The following is an 18,932-nucleotide window of genomic DNA, read 5'->3' as shown; positions in this document are numbered from 1 at the left end:
TTCAGCCGCCATGGCCCGCCCCGACCTGACCGCCCGCCTCCACGCCCAACGCGCCCTGCGCGATGCCCAAGGCCGTCGCCGCACGCGGCGCACGGTCAGCCGTCGTGATGGCGTCCGCCTGGAGGTGGACGGCCAGTGGCTGACCGGCTTCTGCAGCAACGATTACCTGGGCCTGGCCCAGCAGTTCAGCGTGGTCAACGCATTGCAGGATGCGGCCGCACGCGAAGGCTCCGGCGCGGGCGCCTCGCATCTGGTCTGCGGCCACCACGCTCTGCATGAGGCACTGGAGCGCGAAGTGGCGGAGTGGCTGGGCTACCCGCGCGCGCTGCTGTTCGGCAGTGGCTTCGCCGCCAACCTGGCCGTGCAGCAGGCGCTGCTGAGCGAAGAGAACGATGTGTGCGTGCAGGACAAGCTCAACCACGCCAGCCTGCTCGATGCGACGCGGCTGGCGGGTGCGCGCCTGCGCCGTTATCCGCACCTTGACGCCGAAGGCGCGATGCGCCAGCTCAAGCACGCGCCCGACGGCGCGGCGATGCTGGCCACCGACGGTGTGTTCAGCATGGATGGCGACATCGCACCGCTGCGTGCATTGTCGCTGGTGGCACGCCTGCAGCAGGCGCTGTTCTATGTGGACGATGCACACGGCGTGGGCGTGGTCGGTGATGGCCGTGGTGCCGTGGCCGCCGCCGGGCTGGGCGTGGACGATGTGCCGCTGCAGCTGGTCACGCTGGGCAAGGCACTGGGCGGTTCCGGCGCGCTGGTGCTGGGCCGCGACGACCTGGTCGAGCACCTGGCCGAAACCGCACGCCCGTACATCTACACTACTGCGATGCCGCCGGCGCTGGCCGCCGCAGCACTGGAAGCGGTGCGCCTGGCGCGCCGTGACAACTGGCGGCGCTCGAAACTGACCGATCTGATCGCGCTCTTCCGCGGCGAAGCCCGCCGCCATGGCCTGGACCTGATGGCCTCGGAAACGCCGATCCAGCCGCTGCTGTGTGGCGACGACCATCGCGCCGTGGCGATGTCCCAGGCGTTGGAACAGGCCGGTTGGCTGGTCGGCGCGATCCGCCCGCCCACGGTTCCCGAAGGCAAGGCGCGCCTGCGCGTCACGCTGTCCGCGCTGCACACCCCCGAGCAGGTGCGTGGCCTGGTCGAAGCCATTGCCAGCGCGCGCGATCGCGTCGACCTGGCCGCGCGTGAGGCCGCGCCACCGCCGCTGCCTGTCTTCGCCTGAGCCTGTTGCCGTTTCCCCATGCATATCGACGTCACCGGCCAGGGGCCGGACCTGGTACTGATCCATGGCTGGGCCCTGCAGGGCGGCGTGTTCGCGCCGTTGGTGCAACGCCTGGCCGATCACTTCACCCTGCATCTGGTTGATCTGCCGGGCCATGGCCACAGCCGCGAGGACACCACGCCGCTGCGCCTGCCGTTCGTGGTCAATGCCATTGCCGCGGCCACGCCGCCTGCGGTGTGGTGCGGCTGGTCGCTGGGCGGCCTGTTCGCGCTGCACGCCGCCGCGACACTGCCGAAGGTGCGCGGGCTGGCGATGATCGCGGCCACGCCGCGCTTCGTGCGTGGCGACGACTGGCCACATGCGGTGGAGCCGGCGGTGTTCGAGCAGTTCGGGCGCGAGTTGGCCACCGACTTCGGTGGCACCCTGGAACGCTTCCTGGCGCTGGATGTCATGGGCTCGGCACACGCCCGCGAGGAGCTGCGCACGCTGCGCCAGCGCCTGGTCGAGCGCGGTGCACCCACCGAACGCGCCCTGCTGGAAGGCCTGCGCCTGCTGGAAAGCACCGACCTGCGTGGCGCACTGCCGACGCTGGCCAAGCCCAGCCTGTGGATCGCCGGCCAGCGTGACCGGCTGGTGTCTCCGGCGGCAATGCAGGCCGCCGCGGCACTGGCCCCCGGTGCGCAGGCGCTGACCATCGCCCACGGCGGCCATGCGCCCTTCCTCGGCCATGCCGACGAGGTGGCCGCCGCCCTGCAACACTTCGTTGCCGGCCTGTCACCGGCCGATGGCGGACAATGAGCGCCTTCCTCATTCCGCAGGATTGATGCATGGATCTGGGTATCAACGGCCGCTGGGCACTGGTCTGCGGCGCAAGCAAGGGGCTGGGCCTGGGCTGCGCGCGTGCGCTGGTGCGCGAGGGCGTCAACGTAGTGATCGTGGCCCGTGGTGAGGCTGCGCTGCAGGCCGCCGCCGAAGCGCTGCGCGCCCTGCCCGGCGCCGCCGAAGTCCGCGTGGTCGCCGCCGACGTGACCACCGAGGCCGGTCGCTCCGCAGCGCCCGCCGCGTGCCCGCAGGTGGACATCCTGGTCACCAATGCCGGTGGCCCGCCGCCGGGCGACTTCCGCAGTTTCGAGCGCGACGACTGGATCGCCGCGCTGGACGCCAACATGCTGGCGCCGATCGCGCTGATCCGCGCCACCGTGGACGCGATGATCGCGCGTGGCTTCGGCCGCATCGTCAACATCACCTCGTCGGCGGTGAAGGCCCCGATCGACATCCTGGCGCTGTCCAACGGCGCGCGCAGCGGCCTGACCGGCTTCGTCGCCGGCCTGTCGCGCCGTACCGTGGCGCACAACGTCACCATCAACAACCTGCTGCCCGGCCAGTTCGACACCGACCGCCTGCGCGCCAACTTCGCCCACAGTGCGGGCAAGGACGGCAATGCTGCCGAAGTGGCCGAACGCCGCCGCCAGCAGATCCCGGCCGGCCGCTTCGGCACGGCGGATGAATTCGGCGCGGCCTGCGCCTTCCTGTGCAGCGCACAGGCCGGTTACCTCACCGGGCAGAACCTGCTGATCGACGGCGGCGCCTACCCCGGTACGTTCTAAGAGACTTTCGCAATGCCGTCCCACTTCGATGCCCGCCATGTCCGCCGCGCGTTCGCCCGCGCCGCCAACAGCTACGACGCCGCCGCCGCCCTGCAGCGCGAGGTGCAGGCGCGGCTGGTGGAATCGCTGGACTACCTGGAGGCACGCAAGCCCGAGGTAGTGCTGGACATCGGCGCGGGTACCGGCCACGCCAGTGCGCTGATGAAGAAGCGCTGGCCGAAGGCGCAGGTGATCGCGCTGGACGTGGCCCTGCCGATGCTGGACCAGGCCAAGCGCCAGGCCGGCTGGTGGAAGCCGTTCCAGCGCCTGTGCGGCGACGCCGCCGCGCTGCCACTGGCCGACAACAGCGTGGACGTGATCTTCAGCAACCTGTGCCTGCAGTGGGTGGACGACCTGCCGGCGGTGTTCGCCGGGTTCCGTCGCGTGCTCAAGCCCGGCGGCCTGCTGCTGTGCTCCACCTTCGGCCCGGACACGCTGGTCGAACTCAACGAAGCGTTCGCGGCCGCCGATGACCGCCCGCACGTGAGCCGCTTCGCGCAGATCGCCCAGTTCGGCGATGCGCTGATGATGGCCGGTTTCCGCGACCCGGTGCTGGACCGCGACCTGTTCACCCTGACCTACGACGACCTGCCCTCGTTGATGCGGGAGCTGCGCGCGATGGGCGCGACCAATGCGCGGGTGGACCGCCGCCACACGCTGACCGGGCGTGGCCGCTTCGCCGCGGCGGCAGCGGCGTATGAACCGATGCGACGCGCCGACGGCAAGCTGCCCAGCAGCTGGGAAGTGATCTATGCCCACGCCTGGGCACCGGACCCGGGCGCACCGATCCGCGAAGGCGGGCATGACGTGGCCTCGGTGCCGGTGTCGGCGATTCCGATCCGGCGCAAGCAGACCTGATCGCCCGGTCGTGCCGGCCGCTGGCCGGCAACCTCACGATTCCACGATGGACATTTGCCGGCCAGCGGCCGGCACTACCGCATGCCACACCGTGCGCGAATCGCCCGGGTAGGTGCCGACCTTGGTCGGCACCCACCTAATTCGGGCGATGTCGGCGATCCCGATCCGGCGCAAGCAGACCTGATCGTCTGGTAGTGCCGGCCGCTGGCCGGCAACCTCACGATTCCACGATGGACATCTGCCGGCCAGCGGCCGGCACTACCGCATGCCACACCGTGCGCGAATCGCTCTGTAGGTGCCGACCTTGGTCGGCACCCACCCAATCCTGGCGGTGTCGGCTATCCCGATCCGGCGCAGGCAGACCTGACCGGCTGGTAGTGCCGGCCGCTGGCCGGCAACCTCACGATTCCACGATGGGCGTCTGCCGGCCAGCGGCCGGCACTACCGTATGCCACATCGTGCGCGAATCGCCCGGGTAGGTGCCGACCTTGGTCGGCACCCACCTAATTCGGGCGGTGTCGGCGATCCCGATCTGGCGCAAGCAGACCTGATCGCCCGGTAGTGCCGGCCGCTGGCCGGCAACCTCACGATTCCACGATGGGCGTCTGCCGGCCAGCGGCCGGCACTACCGCATGGCACCCGCCCAAATCAGGTTTCCGCCCTCAGGTGTTGGCCGGCGAACTCAGCGGCGGCCGCACCAGGTCGCGGTGGAAGAAATAGATTTCCTGCACCAGGAAGCGCCAGCTGGTGTGGAAGCTGCGGAAGCGCGTGCTGGGCGTGGACGAGGCCAGCGCATCGATGCCCAGCGCCTTGCTCAGGCGCAGCGCGCGCGCCATGTGCAACGGGTCGCTGACGATGATCACCCGGTGCAGGTCGCGCTGGTCCATCAGCCGCTTGGCCTCGACCAGGTTCTGCACGGTGTTGCGCGAGGCCGTCTCGATCAGGATCGCATCGTCCGGCACGCCATGCTTGAGCGCATAGCGCCGCGCCACCTGCGATTCGGAAAAGCGCGCGCCGGTGCCACCGTAGCCGCCGGTGAAGATCAGCAGTGGCGCGTACCGGGCTTCATAGAGATCCAGGCCATGACGGATGCGTTCTTCAAAGACCGGCGACGGCTTGGCGTCATAGGCCGCCGCACCGAGCACGATGATGGCGTCGGCCTTGGCTGCCTGGTCGCGCTCCCCCACCCAGACGATCCAGGCGGTCACGCCCAGCAGCCAGACCACCAGCAGCACGAACAGCCGCCACAGCCAGCCCAGCAGGCCGGTGCGGGGCCGGTGCCGGTCGCGGCTCAAGGCGCCCCCCAACGCAGCGCGGGCAGGTCGACATTGCCACCGGACAGCACCAGGCCCACCCGCAGGCCGGCGAACCGCTGCGGCTGTGCCAGCACCGCGGCCAGCACGGTGGCCGAGGACGGCTCGACCACCTGCTTGAGCACCTCCCACAGCAGGCGCATCGCGACCATGATGGCGGCGTCGTCGACCACGATCACCTCGACGCCGGCCGCGCGCAGCAGCGCGAAGTTGGGGGCGCCGATCAGGGTACGCAGGCCGTCGCAGATGGTGTCAGGGGTGAACGCGCCCTGGCGCTCGCCTGCGGCCAGCGAGCGCGCGGTGTCGTCGGCACCGGCCGGTTCGGCCAGCACCAGCCGGGTCTGCGGGCTGGCGAACTGCAGGGCCCGGGCGGTACCGCTGGCCAAGCCGCCCCCTCCGACTGGGACTACCAGCACGTCGAACGGACCGTCGCTGTGCAGCAGCTCCAGGGCCGCGGTGCCCTGCCCGGCCATCACCGCCGGGTCCGCATAGGGATGGACCAGGGTCGCGCCGGTATCAGCCTGTACTTTGGCGCAGGCGGCCTCGCGGTCGGCGATGGTCGGCGGGCAGCGCCAGAGCGTGGCACCGTGGCGGGCGATGTTGGCCAGCTTGGCCGCCACCGCACCTTCGGGCACCACCACGTGGCAGGGAATGCCACGGGTGCGCGCGGCCAGGGCCAGGGCAGCGCCGTGGTTGCCGGACGAATGGGTGACCACGCCGGCACGGGCGCGATCGGCATCCAGCGACCACACCGCGTTGCAGGCCCCGCGGAACTTGAATGCGCCGCCGCGCTGCAGGTGCTCGGCCTTGAACGCCAGCTGCGCGCCGGCCAGCGCATCAAGCGTGCGCGAGCGCAGCACCGGGGTCACGCTGGCGTGCGGCGCGATCCGCGCAGCGGCAGCCAGGACATCGTCGGCACGGGGCAACAGTGAATCGCTCATGACGCAAGATTAACGTATGGCCCCACGCTGGCGACCCCGGCACAGGTCATGCCAGCATGAGGGCCTTCACCTCCATTCATCCTGGCCAGTGAAGTTAAGGGCCGATTCAACGCCTGCGCACGAAGCTGACTGCACAACCCGTCCTCTGGGGGGACCCACCATGAAAACGCGCCTGATGCTTGCCGGTGGCCTGTTGCTGGCCCTGACCGGCTGCACCACCTACGACTATGTCGGCGGTGGCCGCAGCGGCAGCTACTACCACGGTGCGCCGTCGGTGGAGTACCGCTACCCGGCCGGCTATCCCTACAACTACGGCTACCCTTACTACGGCGGCTATGGCGGCTACTACGGCGGCTATGGCAATCCGTACTACTCGCGCCCGATCTACCGCCCGCCGCACAACCACCGTCCGCCACCGCGCCCGCCCGGCAACGGTGGCGAGAACCGTCCGCCGCCGCCGCCGCGGCCGTCGTACAACGGCGGTTCGCCGTGGCGGAACATGGACTCGATGCGTCGCCCGCCGCAGTCGAACATCCAGCCGTCGGCGCCGCCGCCGGCCCGTCCGACCCCGGCGCCGAGCGCGCCGAGGATGAACGGTTCCCCTTGGCGCAACATGGATCGTGGGACGCAGCGCACAGTTGAGCGCTGAACCGTCTTGCATTTCACCCGGTCCAGGTTGCACTCTACGGAACCGGTGACGGCCCGCGTCACAAAGTGACAAAAAGCGAGACGGGCCGCCGCAAAAATCTCTACGTCGATATCCGACAGGAACATCTGGATCCCCCCTGTTCCGGCCCTGTCGGATGTCGGCACCTCTGAAGACAGACGGCCCCGCACTGCGGGGCCGTCTGTTTTGCCGGGTCGCCAACCGGAGAGAGCCCCAGCGTCGGTAGATCCACGCCATGCGTGGTCGGGCCTTTCCCGGCAATCCCGAAAAAACAGGGCCGGACAGTCCCCCGACTGCCGGCCCTCTGCTCCCCCACCGTGCGCCTGTACCGGCCCCTGTTCCAATTCCGGTCACGGGCGCCTGCGGCGCCAGCCACGGTGGGTGCTATTGGGTTATCTGCAATAATCCTGCCAACTTTAGGGCTGATTTCGACGCCGGCCGGCCGGCACCGACGCCGCGGCCCCGAATGGCGCTAAAATCGCCACCCCGGCGGCGCCCCGGCCGCGCCCGCCCCCAGCTGAACAGCCCCATGAACCCGTCCTTCCATCGTTACGACGTCATCGTCATCGGCGGTGGCCACGCCGGCACCGAAGCCGCGCTGGCCGCGGCCCGTACCGGCGTGCGCACCCTGCTGCTGACCCACAACATCGAAACGGTGGGCGCGATGAGCTGCAACCCGGCCATCGGAGGCATCGGCAAGGGCCACCTGGTCAAGGAAATCGACGCCCTGGGCGGTGCGATGGCGCATGCCGCCGACCGTGCCGGCATCCAGTGGCGCACCCTCAATGCCTCCAAGGGCCCGGCCGTGCGCGCCACCCGCTGCCAGGCCGACCGCAACCTGTACCGCATGGCGATCCGCGCCATCGTTGAAGGCCAGGCCAACCTGACCGTGTTCCAGGCGGCCGTCGATGACCTGGTCATCGAAGGCGACGCCGTGCGCGGGGTCATCACCCAGACCGGCCTGCGCTTCGATGCCGAGGCCGTGGTGCTGACCGCCGGCACCTTCCTGGCCGGCAAGATCCATGTCGGCCCGACCCAGTACGCCGCCGGCCGCATGGGCGACCCGCCGGCCACCACGCTGGCGGCGCGCCTGCGCGAGCGCCCGTTCCAGGTGGACCGCCTGAAGACCGGCACGCCACCGCGCATCGACGGCCGCTCGCTGGACTACAGCGTGATGGATGAGCAGCCCGGCGACTTGCCGCGCCCGGTGATGTCCTTCCTGGGTTCGGTGGACGAGCATCCGCAGCAGGTCAGCTGCTGGATCACCCACACCACCGAACAGACCCACCAGATCATCCGCGACGCGCTGCACCGCTCGCCGCTGTACAGCGGCCAGATCGAAGGCATCGGCCCGCGCTACTGCCCGTCCATCGAGGACAAGGTGGTGCGCTTCGCCGAGAAGGCCAGCCACCAGATCTTCGTCGAACCCGAAGGCCTGGGCATCGTCGAGATCTACCCCAACGGCATCTCCACCTCGCTGCCGTTCGACGTGCAGTTGGAGATGGTGCGCAGCATCCGCGGCTTCGGCAACGCGCACATCACCCGCCCCGGCTACGCGATCGAGTACGACTTCTTCGATCCACGCGGGTTGAAGGCTTCGCTGGAAACCAAGCTGGTCAACGGCCTGTTCTTCGCCGGCCAGATCAACGGCACCACCGGCTATGAAGAAGCCGCCGCGCAGGGCCTGCTGGCCGGCCTCAACGCCGCACGCCAGGTGCGTGGGCTGGACGGCTGGTGCCCGCGTCGCGACGAGGCCTACCTGGGCGTGCTGGTGGATGACCTGATCACCCACGGTACCAACGAGCCGTACCGCATGTTCACCAGCCGCGCCGAATACCGCCTGCAGCTGCGCGAGGACAACGCCGACCAGCGCCTGACCCCGGCCGGCCGCGAGATGGGCCTGGTGGATGACCAGCGCTGGAGCGCGTTCGAGACCAAGCAGGCCGCCGTCGCCGCCGAGCGCGCGCGCCTGGGCGCGCTGTGGGCGACCCCGGCCAATGCGCTGGGCCGCGAAGTGCAGGACACGCTGGGCGTGGCGGTCAGCCGCGAAACCAACGTGCTGGACCTGATCAAGCGCCCCGAGCTGGATTACGCGCAGCTGATGCAGGTGCCGTCGCTGGGCCCGGCCGTGGCCGACGCCAAGGTGGCCGAGCAGGTGGAGATCGGCGTGAAGTACGCCGGCTACCTGGACCGCCAGCGCGAGGAGATCGAGCGCCAGCAGCGGCATGAAGCCACGCCGATCGCTGAAGCCTTCGACTACGCCACGGTGCGCGGGCTGTCGGCCGAAGCCCTGCAGAAGCTGGAGCGCGTGCGCCCACAGACCATCGGCCAGGCGCAGCGCATCCCGGGCATGACCCCGGCGGCAATCTCGCTGCTGCTGGTGCACCTGGAGCGTGCACGCCGGGGCCGCGTGGCGTAGGCAGCACCGTCCGCTTCTGGTGGGTGCCGACTTGGGTCGGCACATGAATCTGCCTTGGTGGGTGCCGACCTTGGTCGGCACGAATCATCAGATCGCGACACTCCATGCTTCCGTGCCGACCAAGGTCGGCACCTACCAGAGCAGGGCGCGTTACCGTACGTCTGCGCCACCGCCCAGCACCTTGAACAGCGTCACCCGGTTTCCCGCTTCCTGCTGCTGCAGCGCGATCAGGTCCTGCTGCGCGGCAAACAGGCTGCGCTGCGCATCCAGCGCCTGCAGATAGCCGTCCAGCCCGGTGCGATAGCGCGCCTCGGCCAGCGTGTAGCTGCGCTGGCTGGCGGCGACCAGTGCCCGTTGTGCCTCCATCTGCGCGCCCAGGTGATCGCGCGTGGCCAGGGCATCGGCCACTTCACTGAAGGCCTGCTGGATCGCCTTCTCGTACTGAGCGATGCCGATGTCCTTGCCAATCTTCGAGGCATCCAGTGAGGCCTTCAACGCACCGGCGTGGAAGATCGGCGCCGTGATGCTGGGCGCGAACGACCAGCCGCGGGTGCCGGCCGAGAACAGCGTCGACAACGCGGTGGAGCTGTGGCCGTAGTTGGCAGTCAGCGTCAGCGTCGGGAAGAACGCGGCGCGCGCGGCGCCGATATCGGCGTTGGCCGCCTGCAACGCGTGTTCGGCGGACAGCACGTCCGGACGCTGCAGCAGCACGCTCGAGGGCAGGTTGGAAGGCAACGGCGCCAGCGCCACGGTGCCGTCCAGTGCCTGTGCGCTGGGCAGCAATGCCGCGTCCAGCGGAGCACCCACCAGTAACTGCAGCGCATCACGATCCTGCGCCTGCTGGGTCTGCAGCCTGGCCAGCGCAGCGCGCGCGGCGTCCACACTGGTCTGCACCTGCGACAGGTCCAGGCCCGAGGCCAGGCCTTGTGCATGGCGGGCCTCGGTGCGCTGCAGGGTCTGCTGCTGACTGTCCAGCGTCTGCCGGGTGAACGCCAGCGACTGCTCGTCGGCCGCCAGCGCCAGCCAGGCCGTGGCCACTTCGGCGACCAGGCTGGTGCGCGCCGCACGCTGGTTCTCGGCACTGGCCAGCCAGCTCTGCAGCGCCTCGTTCTTCAGGCTGCGGATGCGCCCGAACAGGTCCAGTTCCCAGCTGCTGAAGCCCACCTGCACGGCATCGGATTCGGTCACCTGGCTGACGCCGATCTCGCTGTTGGCATCACTCACCCGCGAACGGGTCACGCTGCCGCTGGCATCCACCGACGGCAGCAGCGCCGCGCGCTGGATGCGGTACTGCGCGCGTTCCTTCTCCACCTGCAGCACCGCCACGCGCAGGTCGCGGTTGTTCTGCAGTGCCAGCGCGATGACCTGCTGCAGGCGCGGCTCCAGGAACACCTCGCGCCAGGCCGGCATCGCCAGTGCTGGCCCGGTCTCGCCGGTGGCGGCATTGGCGAACTGTGCCGGCACCGGCGCCTCGGGGCGCTGGTAGTGCGGGGCCATGCTCACGCAGCCGCCCAGCACGGTGGTCATCGTTGCGGCCGCCAGGGCGCGCAGCAGCATCGGCTTCATGGGCGTGCCTCCGGGGCAGTGGCGTCGGCCGGCGCGCGGCCCGGGAACAGGCGGCGCACCAGCAGGTAGAACAACGGCACGAAGAACATGCCCAGCACCATCGAGGCGACCGTACCGCCGGCCACGCCGGTACCCAGCGAACGGCGCGCGGCCGAACCGGCGCCGGTGGCGAACACCAGCGGCAGCACACCCATCAGGAATGCCAGCGAGGTCATCACGATCGGGCGCAGCCGCAGGTAGACCGCCTGCAGGATCGCGTCGCGGGTGCGCCTGCCCTGCTGCTCGAGGATGCGCGCGAACTCGACGATCAGGATGCCGTTCTTCGCAGCCAGGCCAATCGTGGTCAGCAGGCCGACCTGGAAGTACACGTCGTTGTTGAGGCCACGCAGGTTCATCATCAGCACGGCGCCGAACACGCCCACCGGCACTGCCAGCATCACCGCGAACGGTACCGCCCAGCTTTCATACAGCGCGGCCAGGCACAGGAACACGAACAGCAGCGAGATGGCATACAGCATCGGCGCCTGGTTCCCCGACAGCTGTTCCTGGTAGGCCATGTCCGACCAGGCATGGCTGAAGCCTTCCGGCAGCGTGTCGGCCAGGCGTGCGATCTCGGCCATCGCCTCGCCGGAACTGACGCCCGGTGCCGGCTGGCCGGTGATCTCCATCGCCGAGACGCCGTTGTAGCGCTGCAGCGCGGCCGGCGCACTGGTCCAGTGCGCGCTGACCAGCGACGACAGCGGTACCATCTGCCCGGCCTGGTTGCGCACGCTCCAGCGCTCGATGTCCTGCGGCTGCATGCGGGCTTCGGCCCTGCCCTGGATGAACACCTTCTTGATGCGGCCCTTGTAGATGAAGTTGTTGACGAAGTCGCCACCCAGCGCGGCGTTCAAGGTGTCATTGATGTCCTGCGGATTCACGCCCATCGCCTGCGCCTTGGCGTCATCCACCTTCACCGCGTACACCGGCGCGTCTTCCAGGCTGGCGTAGCGCACGTTGACCAGCTTCGGATCCTTGGCAGCCTCCTTCAGCAGCGTGTTGCGCGCGGCCACGGCGGCGGCATGGCCGGCACCGCCTTCGTCCTGCAGTTCCAGGGTGAAGCCACCGGCATCGCCGAGGCCGAGGATGGCCGGTGGCGAGGTGATGAACACCTGCGCATCGGGCACGCTGGCCATGGCCGCAGTCAAGCGCGCGGCGATGGTATCGGCATCGTCCTTGCGGTCGTCCCAATCCTTGAGCCGGATGAAGGCCTGGCCGACGTTCTGGCCACTGCCGGTGACACTGAAACCGGCGGTGGCCTGGATTGACAGTACGCTGTCGTCCTTCACCGCGGCGGCGCTCAGGCGATCCATCACGGCACGGGTCTGCTCCAGGGTGGACCCGGCGGGCAGCTTCACCAGCGCGTTGAGCATGCCCTGGTCTTCATCGGGCAGGAACGCGCCCGGCAGGTGCCACAACAACAGGCCGGTGGCCACGCTCAGCACCAGGTAGAACAGTACGCCCAGCGTGCGCCGGCCGAGGAAGCGGTCGACGCGATGGCGCAGTCGGTTGGAGGTGCGCTCGAAGCGATGGTTGAACCAGATGAAGAACTTGCCCAGCAGGCCCGGCTCGCCAGCGTGGTCGCCATGCGGATGGCCGCCCTTGGGAATCTGGTGCAGGATGCTGCCGCACAGCGCCGGGGTGATGGTCATCGCCACCAGCACCGACAGGATCATCGCAGCGGCGATCGTCACCGAGAACTGGCGATAGATCACGCCGGTGACACCGCTGAAGAACGCCATCGGCAGGAACACCGCGGTCAGCACCAGCACGATGCCGACCAGCGCGCCGGTGATCTGGCCCATCGCCTTCAACGTGGCTGGCTTCGGTGCCAGCCCTTCGAAGGTCATCACCCGCTCCACGTTCTCCACCACCACGATGGCGTCGTCCACCAGCAGGCCGATGGCCAGCACCAGCGCGAACATGGTCAGCGTATTGATCGAATAGCCGAAGGCGGCCAGCACGCCGAAGGTGCCCAGCAGCACCACCGGCACCGCGATGGTCGGGACCAGCGTGGCCCGCCAGTTCTGCAGGAACAGGTACATCACCAGCACGACCAGTGCGATCGCCTCGATCAGGGTGATCACCACTTCCTTCAGCGAGATGGTCACGAACGGCGTGGTGGTGAACGCCACGTGGTAGGTGTAGCCATGCGGCCAGTACTTCTGCAGCTGTTGCAGTCGTGCCTCGACGGCCTTGGAGACGGCGATGGCGTTGGCACCGGCGTTGAGCTCGATGCCCAGCGAGGCCGACGGCTTGCCGTTGAACGTGCTGATGCTGTCATAGCTTTCCGGGCCCAGGCCGATCGTCGCCACGTCGCCCAGGTGCACCACGCTGCCACTGGCATCGGCCTTGAGCACCACCTGCGCGAACTGCTCGGGCGTGTGCAGGCGGCTGCGCGCGGTCACGGTCGCGTCCAGCTGCTGGCCCTTCAGCGCCGGCTGGCCACCGAGTTCACCGGCCGACACGTCGGTGTTCTGCGCCTGCAGTGCGGTCTCGATGTCCGACGGCATCAGCGCGTACTGGCGCATCTTTTCCGGGTCCAGCCAGATACGCATGGCGTATTCCTGGCCGATCGGCTGGATGTTGCCGACACCGCTGACGCGGCTGATCTGGTCGTCGATGCGCGCTTCCATGAAGTTGGCGACATCGAAGTTGTCCATGCTGCCGTCTTCGCTGGTGAACGACAGCACCTCGAAGATCGAACCGCTGGACTTGGTGATGGTCAGGCCGTTCTGCTGCACCGCCTGCGGCAGCGTCGCCATCGCGGCCTGCAGCTGATTCTGCACCTGCACCTGCGCGGTGTCCGGGTTGGTGCCGGTGGCGAACACCAGGTTGACCTGCGCCGAGCCATCGGAAGCACTGGTCGAGGTCATGTACATCAGGTGGTCCAGGCTCTGCTGGGACTGCTCGATGACCTGGGTGACCGCGTTTTCCACGGTCTGCGACGAGGCGCCGGTGTAGGTGGCGCGGATGGTGATGGTGGGCGGGGCGATCTGCGGGTAGCGGTCCACCGGCAGGATCAGGATCGCGAGCAGGCCGAGCAGGCTGACCGCGATGGCGATCACCCAGGCAAAGATCGGCCGGTCGATGAAGAAACGAACCATGCGCGGCAGGCCTCAGTGCGACTTTTCGTCGGTGTTGCCGTTCGGGTCGACCGCCGGCATCGCCGCCAGCTGCGCCGTGGTGGCCGCCACCGCCTTCACCTGCTGGCCCAGCGCTACCGCACTGCCGTTGCTGACGATCACCCGCTCGCCAGCCTTCAGGCCCTGCGTGATCTGCCACTGGTTGCCCACCACCTGGCCGGTGCTGACCCGCCGCTCGACCACGCGATCCTTTGCGTCGAGCAGGCGCAGCAGCGGCTCGCCACGTTCATTGCGCAGCACCGCCTTCTGCGGCACCAGCAGGGCACGCGCATCGGTGGCCATCGGCAACACCGCCTTCAGGTACATGCCCGGCAGCAGCAGGCCCTCCGGGTTCGGAATGACCGCGCGCAGCACCACGTTGCCGGTGCCTGGATCGACTGCGCTGCCGACGAACTCCAGCGTGCCCTCATGGGCATAGGTGCTGCCGTCCTCCAGCAGCACCTTCACCTGGGCCTTGCCATCGATGGCCTTCACCAGGCCGGCGTCGAGCTGCTTGCGCAGCGCCAGCATCTGCGTGCTGGACTGGGTCACATCCAGATAGACCGGGTCCAGCCGTTGAATGGTCGCCAGCGCCGCGTCCTGGCCGGCGGCGATCAGCGCGCCGGCGGTGACGCTGGAGGTACCGATGCGGCCGTCGATCGGTGCGGTCACCCGGGTGTAGTCGAGGTTGATGCGGGCGGCCTGCAATGCCGCGCGCGCGGCAATCACGTTGGCCTGGGCCTGCTTCAGTGCCGAGGTGGCATCGTCGGCGTCCTGCTTGCTGGCCGCGTCCATGCCCAGCAGCGTGTGGGTGCGCTCGGCCTTAGGCTGCGCCGACAGCACAGCGGCCTCGGCCTGCGCCAGCTGGCCACGCGCGGTATCGAAGGCGGCCTGGTACGGCGCCGGATCGACCTGGTACAGCAGCTGGCCGGCCTTGACCTGCTGGCCTTCGGTGAACAACCGCTGGCGGATCAGCCCACCGATCTGCGGCCGCACCTCGGACACCTCGAACGGCACCGCCCGGCCGGGCAGGGTCTGCTGCAGTGCCAGCGGTTGCGCGCGGGCGGTGATGACGCCGACTTCGGGGGTGGCCGGGGCCTCGGTCCTGCCCGCCGAGCAGGCCGCCAGGGCCAGCAGCAGGGGCAACATCAACGCACGGGGGGAGCGGAACAGCGGACGCAGGAGTGACATGGGGGGCGTGGGGGCCTTTCGTTGACCCGTGCACGCTGCCGTGAAAGTGTGCAGAGAATATGGAGATTGTGCGACCGGCTCAGCGGGCGCTTGCTTTCGGCGCCGCATGCGCCGCTAATGGCCCGGCGATGGCGAAGATTCGATTCAAATTCGGCCTGACCGCGAAGACCTTCCTCGCGATCTTCACCGCCTGCCTGCTGGTGCTGGCAGTGAACGGCATTGCCAGCCGCGTGGCGTTCCAGACCGGCTTCCTGGACTACCTCAACGACCAGGGCGACCTGCGCATGCAGCGCGTGATGCCACACCTGCAGCGCGAGTACCGCACGCACGGCGGCTGGGAGCATCTGCGCGGTGACAGTGACCGCTGGGCGCGGCTGCTGCGCCCGGACCTGGGCCATGGGCACGAGGGGCCCGTGCCGCCGCTGTCCGACCAGACCGGCGTTCCCTCGCGGCTGGGCCTGTTCGATGCGCAGCATCGGTTCGTGGCCGGCAACCCGGACGCGATCAGCGACGACGAGCCGCACAGTGTGCAGGTGGACGGACACACCGTCGGCTGGCTGGGCATGGTGCCGTTCCAGACCGTCATCGCTACCAACGACCTGAATTTCTACAACACCCAGATGCGCGCATGGTGGGTGATCGGCATCTCGCTGCTGCTGGTGACCGTAGTGCTGGCCTGGCTGGTGTCGCGCGCGCTGCGCCAGCGCCTGGCCAAGCTGGCCGCCGCCACCCACCGGCTCGCCGCCGGCGACTACGCCACCCGCATCGAGCGCACCAGCGATGACGAGCTGGATGCACTGGTCAACGACTTCAACCGGATGGCGCAGGCGCTGGACGACACCGAGCGCAACCGCCGCGCCTTCATTGCCGACATCTCGCACGAACTGCGCACGCCGCTGGCGGTGGTGCGCGCCGAACTGGAGGCCATCGAGGATGGTATCCGCCCGCTGGACCGCGCCAACCTGGGTGCCCTGCAGGGCGAGATCCGCCAGCTGGGCAAGCTGATCGACGACCTGCACGACCTGTCGATGACCCAGTCCGGCGGCCTGGCCTACCGCTTCGCCCCGCTGGACCTGGTGGCGCTGGTGCGTAGCGAGCTCAATGGCATGCGCGTGCGCTTCTCCACGGCGGGGCTGGCACTGGAAGAAGCGCTGCCCGCCACACCGCTGCAGGTGTCCGGTGACGAGCGCCGCCTGCAGCAGGTGCTGGCCAACCTGCTGGAAAATGCGCTGCGCTATACCCATGGCGGCGGCCGCGTGCGCGTGCAGGCTGCGCGCGTGCCCGCCGGCGTGCAGCTGATCGTGGAAGACACCGCGCCGGGCGTACCGGCCGACAAGTGTGCGCTGCTGTTCGAGCGCTTCTACCGGGTGGAGAGTTCGCGCAACCGCGCCAGCGGCGGCAGCGGGCTGGGCCTGGCCATCAGCCACAACATCATCCTCGCCCACCACGGCCATATCCACGCCGAGCCCTCGCCGCTGGGCGGGCTGCGCGTGGTCGTCACCCTGCCGGAGTCCGCATGAGCCTGTCCCCCGCCGCGTCCGCGAAGATCCTGATCGTCGAGGATGAGCCACGCCTGGCCTCGGTGCTGCGTGACTACCTGGCCGCCGCCGGCATGACCAGCGAATGGGTGGACGATGGCGGCCAGGTGATCGACGCATTCGCCCGCTACCAGCCCGACCTGGTGCTGCTGGACCTGATGCTGCCGCAACGCGATGGCGTGGACCTGTGCCGCGAACTGCGCGCCGGCAGCGACGTACCGGTGATCATGGTCACCGCGCGGGTGGAAGAGATCGACCGCCTGCTGGGCCTGGACATCGGTGCCGACGACTACATCTGCAAGCCGTTCAGTCCGCGCGAGGTGGTGGCGCGGGTGGTGGCAGTGCTGCGCCGTTACCGCCCGGACCCCGCTGCACGCGCCAACAGCGGCCTGCATATCGACGAACCGGCGGCACGCGCCACCTGGAACGGCAAGGGCCTGGACCTGACGCCGGTGGAATACCGCCTGCTGCGCACCCTGCTGGCCACGCCCGGCCGGATCTGGGCGCGCGATGAGCTGCTCGACCGCCTCTACCTGGACCACCGCGTGGTGGTCGACCGCACCGTCGACAGCCATGTGCGCAACCTGCGCCGCAAGCTGGCCGACGCCGGCATGGAAGGCGAACCGATCCGTTCGGTGTACGGCATGGGCTACAGCTACGAACCCTAGCCGGTAGTGCCGGCCGCTGGCCGGCAACCGCAGAATTCCAGGTGCGTCCATTGAGGTTGCCGGCCAGCGGCCGGCACTACCCGTGCGCAACTGCGCTACAGTCGAGCACGCTCGACATCAACGGATCACGACTGCATGGACGACATCCACCCGATCGCGCCGGGCAAGCGCGCCGCCATTCTTTCCAGCCTCGCCGACATCGAACGGCGACACGACGTGCGCGTTCTGCTGGCGTGCGAGTCCGGCAGCCGTGGCTGGGGCTTCTCTTCGCCGGACAGCGATTACGATGCACGCTTCATCTACGTGCATCGCCAGCCGTGGTATCTCACCGTCAACGAGAGCACCGGCCCCGGCGATGCGCAGCGGGATGTGATCGAACTGCCGATCGACGATGAGCTCGATGTCAGCGGCTGGGACCTGCGCAAGGCATTGCGCCTGGTTTCAAAATCCAATCCGACACTGATTGAATGGCTGCGCTCGCCGATCATCTACCAGCAGGATCACACCGCAGTGTCGCAGCTTTGGAAGGCAGCTGAGTCGTTCTATTCACCACTGGGCACGTGGTGGCACTACTTCAACATGGCGCGCTCGAACCATCGCGGTTACCTGCGTGGCGAAACGGTACGCACGAAGAAGTACCTGTACGTGCTGCGCCCACTGCTGGCCTGCCAGTGGATCGAGCACGAACAGCCCCCCCCGCCGATGGCCTTCGAGGACCTGCTGGACCGGCTGCTGCCGCACGGCCCGGTGCGTGAAGCCATCGATGCCCTGCTGGCCGTTAAACGCGCCAGTGCCGAGGTCAGTGCCGGACCACGCATCGCGGCGATCAGCGATTTCATCGATCGTGAACTGGCCATCCGGACTGCGCAGGCGCCGCAGCTGCCCGCTGGACACGGTGATGCGGCGTGGCTGGATGAGCTGTTCCGGCAGATGCTGGCCGAGCACGCGCCGATCTGAGCGGCTGCACCTGACTCGGGTAGTGCCGGCCGCTGGCCGGCAACCGCAGAATTCCAGGTACGCCCATGACGTTGCGGGCCAGCGGCCGGCACTACCACGCAGGTATCATCGCGGTGAACGCCCTGATTTCCGGAGACACCGATGAACCCGCTGCGCCCCTTCCGCGACAAGATGCCCGTCCTCGGCCAGCGCGTGTACATCGATCCGGCCTGCACCCTCATCGGTGACGTGGAACTGGCCGAGGACGTATCAGTGTGGCCGGGTACGATCATCCGCGGCGACGTCAATTACGTCCGCATCGGTGCGCGCACCAATGTGCAGGACGGCACCATCATCCACGTCAGCCACCACAGCCCGTACAACAAGGCCGGCTACCCGACCCTGATCGGCGAAGGCGTGACCGTCGGCCATGGCTGCATCATCCACGCCTGCACCATCGGTGATTACAGCCTGATCGGCATGGGCGCCTGCATCCTCGATGGCGCCCGTGTGGAACGCCATGGCTTCGTCGGTGCCGGAGCGGTGGTCGGCCCGGGCAAGGTGGTCGGTGAAGGTGAGCTCTGGGTGGGCAACCCGGCCCGCCCGGCGCGCACGCTGAGCGACAGGGAGATCGAGTCGCTGCACTATTCGGCCGACCACTACGTGCGGCTGAAGGACGAATACCTGGGCTGATCGGCCAACGCCGCCATGCGGCTCTGCTAAAGTCTGGGCCCGACCAGGACCTGTCGAGACCCCCATGCCTGTGGCTGCCTGCCGGAGAGGACTCCGCC

17 protein-coding genes are annotated in these 18,932 nt (G+C 68.9%); 10 read left to right on the top strand and 7 right to left on the bottom strand.

Translation table 11 applies throughout. The features are described 5' to 3' along the window. The first annotated feature begins 10 nt into the window (after window positions 1–10). From bioF to bioC, 4 genes are read left to right on the top strand one after another with little or no spacing between them, the layout of a single operon-like run. Window positions 11–1,234 carry an 8-amino-7-oxononanoate synthase gene (gene bioF / locus AC5P7F_RS15200; RefSeq protein ID WP_014648763.1) on the top strand — a complete coding sequence of 408 codons (1,224 nt, stop codon included), beginning with the start codon at window positions 11–13 and terminating at the stop codon, window positions 1,232–1,234. 18 nt (window positions 1,235–1,252) lie between these two features. After that, entirely contained in the window at window positions 1,253–2,032 is a 780-nt protein-coding gene (gene bioH / locus AC5P7F_RS15195) for a pimeloyl-ACP methyl ester esterase BioH (protein WP_032957531.1), read from the top strand. Between the two features lie 29 nt (window positions 2,033–2,061). Next, the gene (locus AC5P7F_RS15190; protein ID WP_164077698.1) at window positions 2,062–2,841 is read left to right on the top strand and encodes an SDR family oxidoreductase; all 780 of its coding nucleotides are present in this window, start codon (window positions 2,062–2,064) and stop codon (window positions 2,839–2,841) included. Between the two features lie 12 nt (window positions 2,842–2,853). Continuing rightward, window positions 2,854–3,738: a malonyl-ACP O-methyltransferase BioC gene (bioC, locus tag AC5P7F_RS15185; protein ID WP_014648766.1), complete on the top strand. Its 885-nt coding sequence runs from the start codon at window positions 2,854–2,856 to the stop codon at window positions 3,736–3,738. 33 nt (window positions 3,739–3,771) lie between these two features. On the opposite strand, the gene AC5P7F_RS15180 is transcribed toward bioC, so the two are convergent. The 4 genes from AC5P7F_RS15180 to AC5P7F_RS15165 all read right to left on the bottom strand — a co-directional run bounded on the left by AC5P7F_RS15180 (window position 3,772) and on the right by AC5P7F_RS15165 (window position 5,992). Further along, window positions 3,772–3,912, bottom strand: a complete 141-nt coding sequence (locus AC5P7F_RS15180) for a hypothetical protein (RefSeq protein WP_197649777.1) — start codon at window positions 3,910–3,912, stop codon at window positions 3,772–3,774. A gap of 226 nt (window positions 3,913–4,138) precedes the next feature. Continuing rightward, window positions 4,139–4,279 carry a hypothetical protein gene (locus tag AC5P7F_RS15175; protein ID WP_185741892.1) on the bottom strand — a complete coding sequence of 47 codons (141 nt, stop codon included), beginning with the start codon at window positions 4,277–4,279 and terminating at the stop codon, window positions 4,139–4,141. Window positions 4,280–4,400: 121 nt separating this feature from the next. Beyond that, window positions 4,401–5,045, bottom strand: coding sequence for a YdcF family protein (locus AC5P7F_RS15170; RefSeq protein ID WP_069117674.1), 645 nt, complete (start codon window positions 5,043–5,045; stop codon window positions 4,401–4,403). Then, window positions 5,030–5,992, bottom strand: a complete 963-nt coding sequence (locus tag AC5P7F_RS15165; protein WP_142235062.1) for a pyridoxal-phosphate dependent enzyme — start codon at window positions 5,990–5,992, stop codon at window positions 5,030–5,032. Before AC5P7F_RS15165 ends, AC5P7F_RS15170 begins: the two co-directional genes overlap by 16 nt. 160 nt (window positions 5,993–6,152) lie before the next feature. On the opposite strand from AC5P7F_RS15165, the gene AC5P7F_RS15160 reads away from it, so the two are divergent. After that, window positions 6,153–6,641, top strand: coding sequence for a hypothetical protein (locus AC5P7F_RS15160; RefSeq protein ID WP_164077699.1), 489 nt, complete (start codon window positions 6,153–6,155; stop codon window positions 6,639–6,641). Window positions 6,642–7,188: 547 nt separating this feature from the next. Next, on the top strand, window positions 7,189–9,078 hold the full coding sequence (gene mnmG, locus AC5P7F_RS15155) for a tRNA uridine-5-carboxymethylaminomethyl(34) synthesis enzyme MnmG (RefSeq protein ID WP_111206564.1): 1,890 nt from the start codon (window positions 7,189–7,191) through the stop codon (window positions 9,076–9,078). A gap of 150 nt (window positions 9,079–9,228) precedes the next feature. Here the strand turns inward: mnmG and smeC are convergent, their stop codons facing one another. The 3 genes from smeC to smeA are packed head-to-tail and all read right to left on the bottom strand — an operon-like array spanning window position 9,229 to window position 14,999. Continuing rightward, complete coding sequence (smeC, locus tag AC5P7F_RS15150; protein WP_164077700.1) at window positions 9,229–10,644, bottom strand: multidrug efflux transporter outer membrane subunit SmeC; 1,416 nt, start codon at window positions 10,642–10,644, stop codon at window positions 9,229–9,231. Further along, window positions 10,641–13,790 carry a multidrug efflux RND transporter permease subunit SmeB gene (gene smeB / locus AC5P7F_RS15145; RefSeq protein ID WP_164077701.1) on the bottom strand — a complete coding sequence of 1,050 codons (3,150 nt, stop codon included), beginning with the start codon at window positions 13,788–13,790 and terminating at the stop codon, window positions 10,641–10,643. Before smeB ends, smeC begins: the two co-directional genes overlap by 4 nt. A gap of 12 nt (window positions 13,791–13,802) precedes the next feature. Further along, on the bottom strand, window positions 13,803–14,999 hold the full coding sequence (gene smeA, locus AC5P7F_RS15140; protein WP_481462355.1) for a multidrug efflux RND transporter periplasmic adaptor subunit SmeA: 1,197 nt from the start codon (window positions 14,997–14,999) through the stop codon (window positions 13,803–13,805). A gap of 128 nt (window positions 15,000–15,127) precedes the next feature. Here smeA and baeS point away from each other — a divergent pair, with 128 nt between their 5' ends. From baeS to AC5P7F_RS15120, 4 genes are all read left to right on the top strand, one after another. After that, window positions 15,128–16,519, top strand: coding sequence for a sensor histidine kinase efflux regulator BaeS (gene baeS, locus AC5P7F_RS15135; protein ID WP_111206556.1), 1,392 nt, complete (start codon window positions 15,128–15,130; stop codon window positions 16,517–16,519). After that, window positions 16,516–17,205, top strand: a complete 690-nt coding sequence (locus AC5P7F_RS15130) for a response regulator (RefSeq protein WP_014648775.1) — start codon at window positions 16,516–16,518, stop codon at window positions 17,203–17,205. Before baeS ends, AC5P7F_RS15130 begins: the two co-directional genes overlap by 4 nt. A 135-nt stretch (window positions 17,206–17,340) precedes the next feature. Continuing rightward, complete coding sequence (locus AC5P7F_RS15125; protein WP_169411986.1) at window positions 17,341–18,162, top strand: nucleotidyltransferase domain-containing protein; 822 nt, start codon at window positions 17,341–17,343, stop codon at window positions 18,160–18,162. A gap of 141 nt (window positions 18,163–18,303) precedes the next feature. Continuing rightward, on the top strand, window positions 18,304–18,834 hold the full coding sequence (locus AC5P7F_RS15120) for a gamma carbonic anhydrase family protein (RefSeq protein ID WP_075075641.1): 531 nt from the start codon (window positions 18,304–18,306) through the stop codon (window positions 18,832–18,834). Window positions 18,835–18,932: the final 98 nt, after the last annotated feature.

The sequence above is a fragment of the Stenotrophomonas sp. YJH_SMC_105-26 genome (assembly GCF_059368915.1).
The sequence above is the reverse complement of the archived record's forward strand: the minus strand, read 5'-3'. Positions and strand labels throughout refer to the sequence as shown.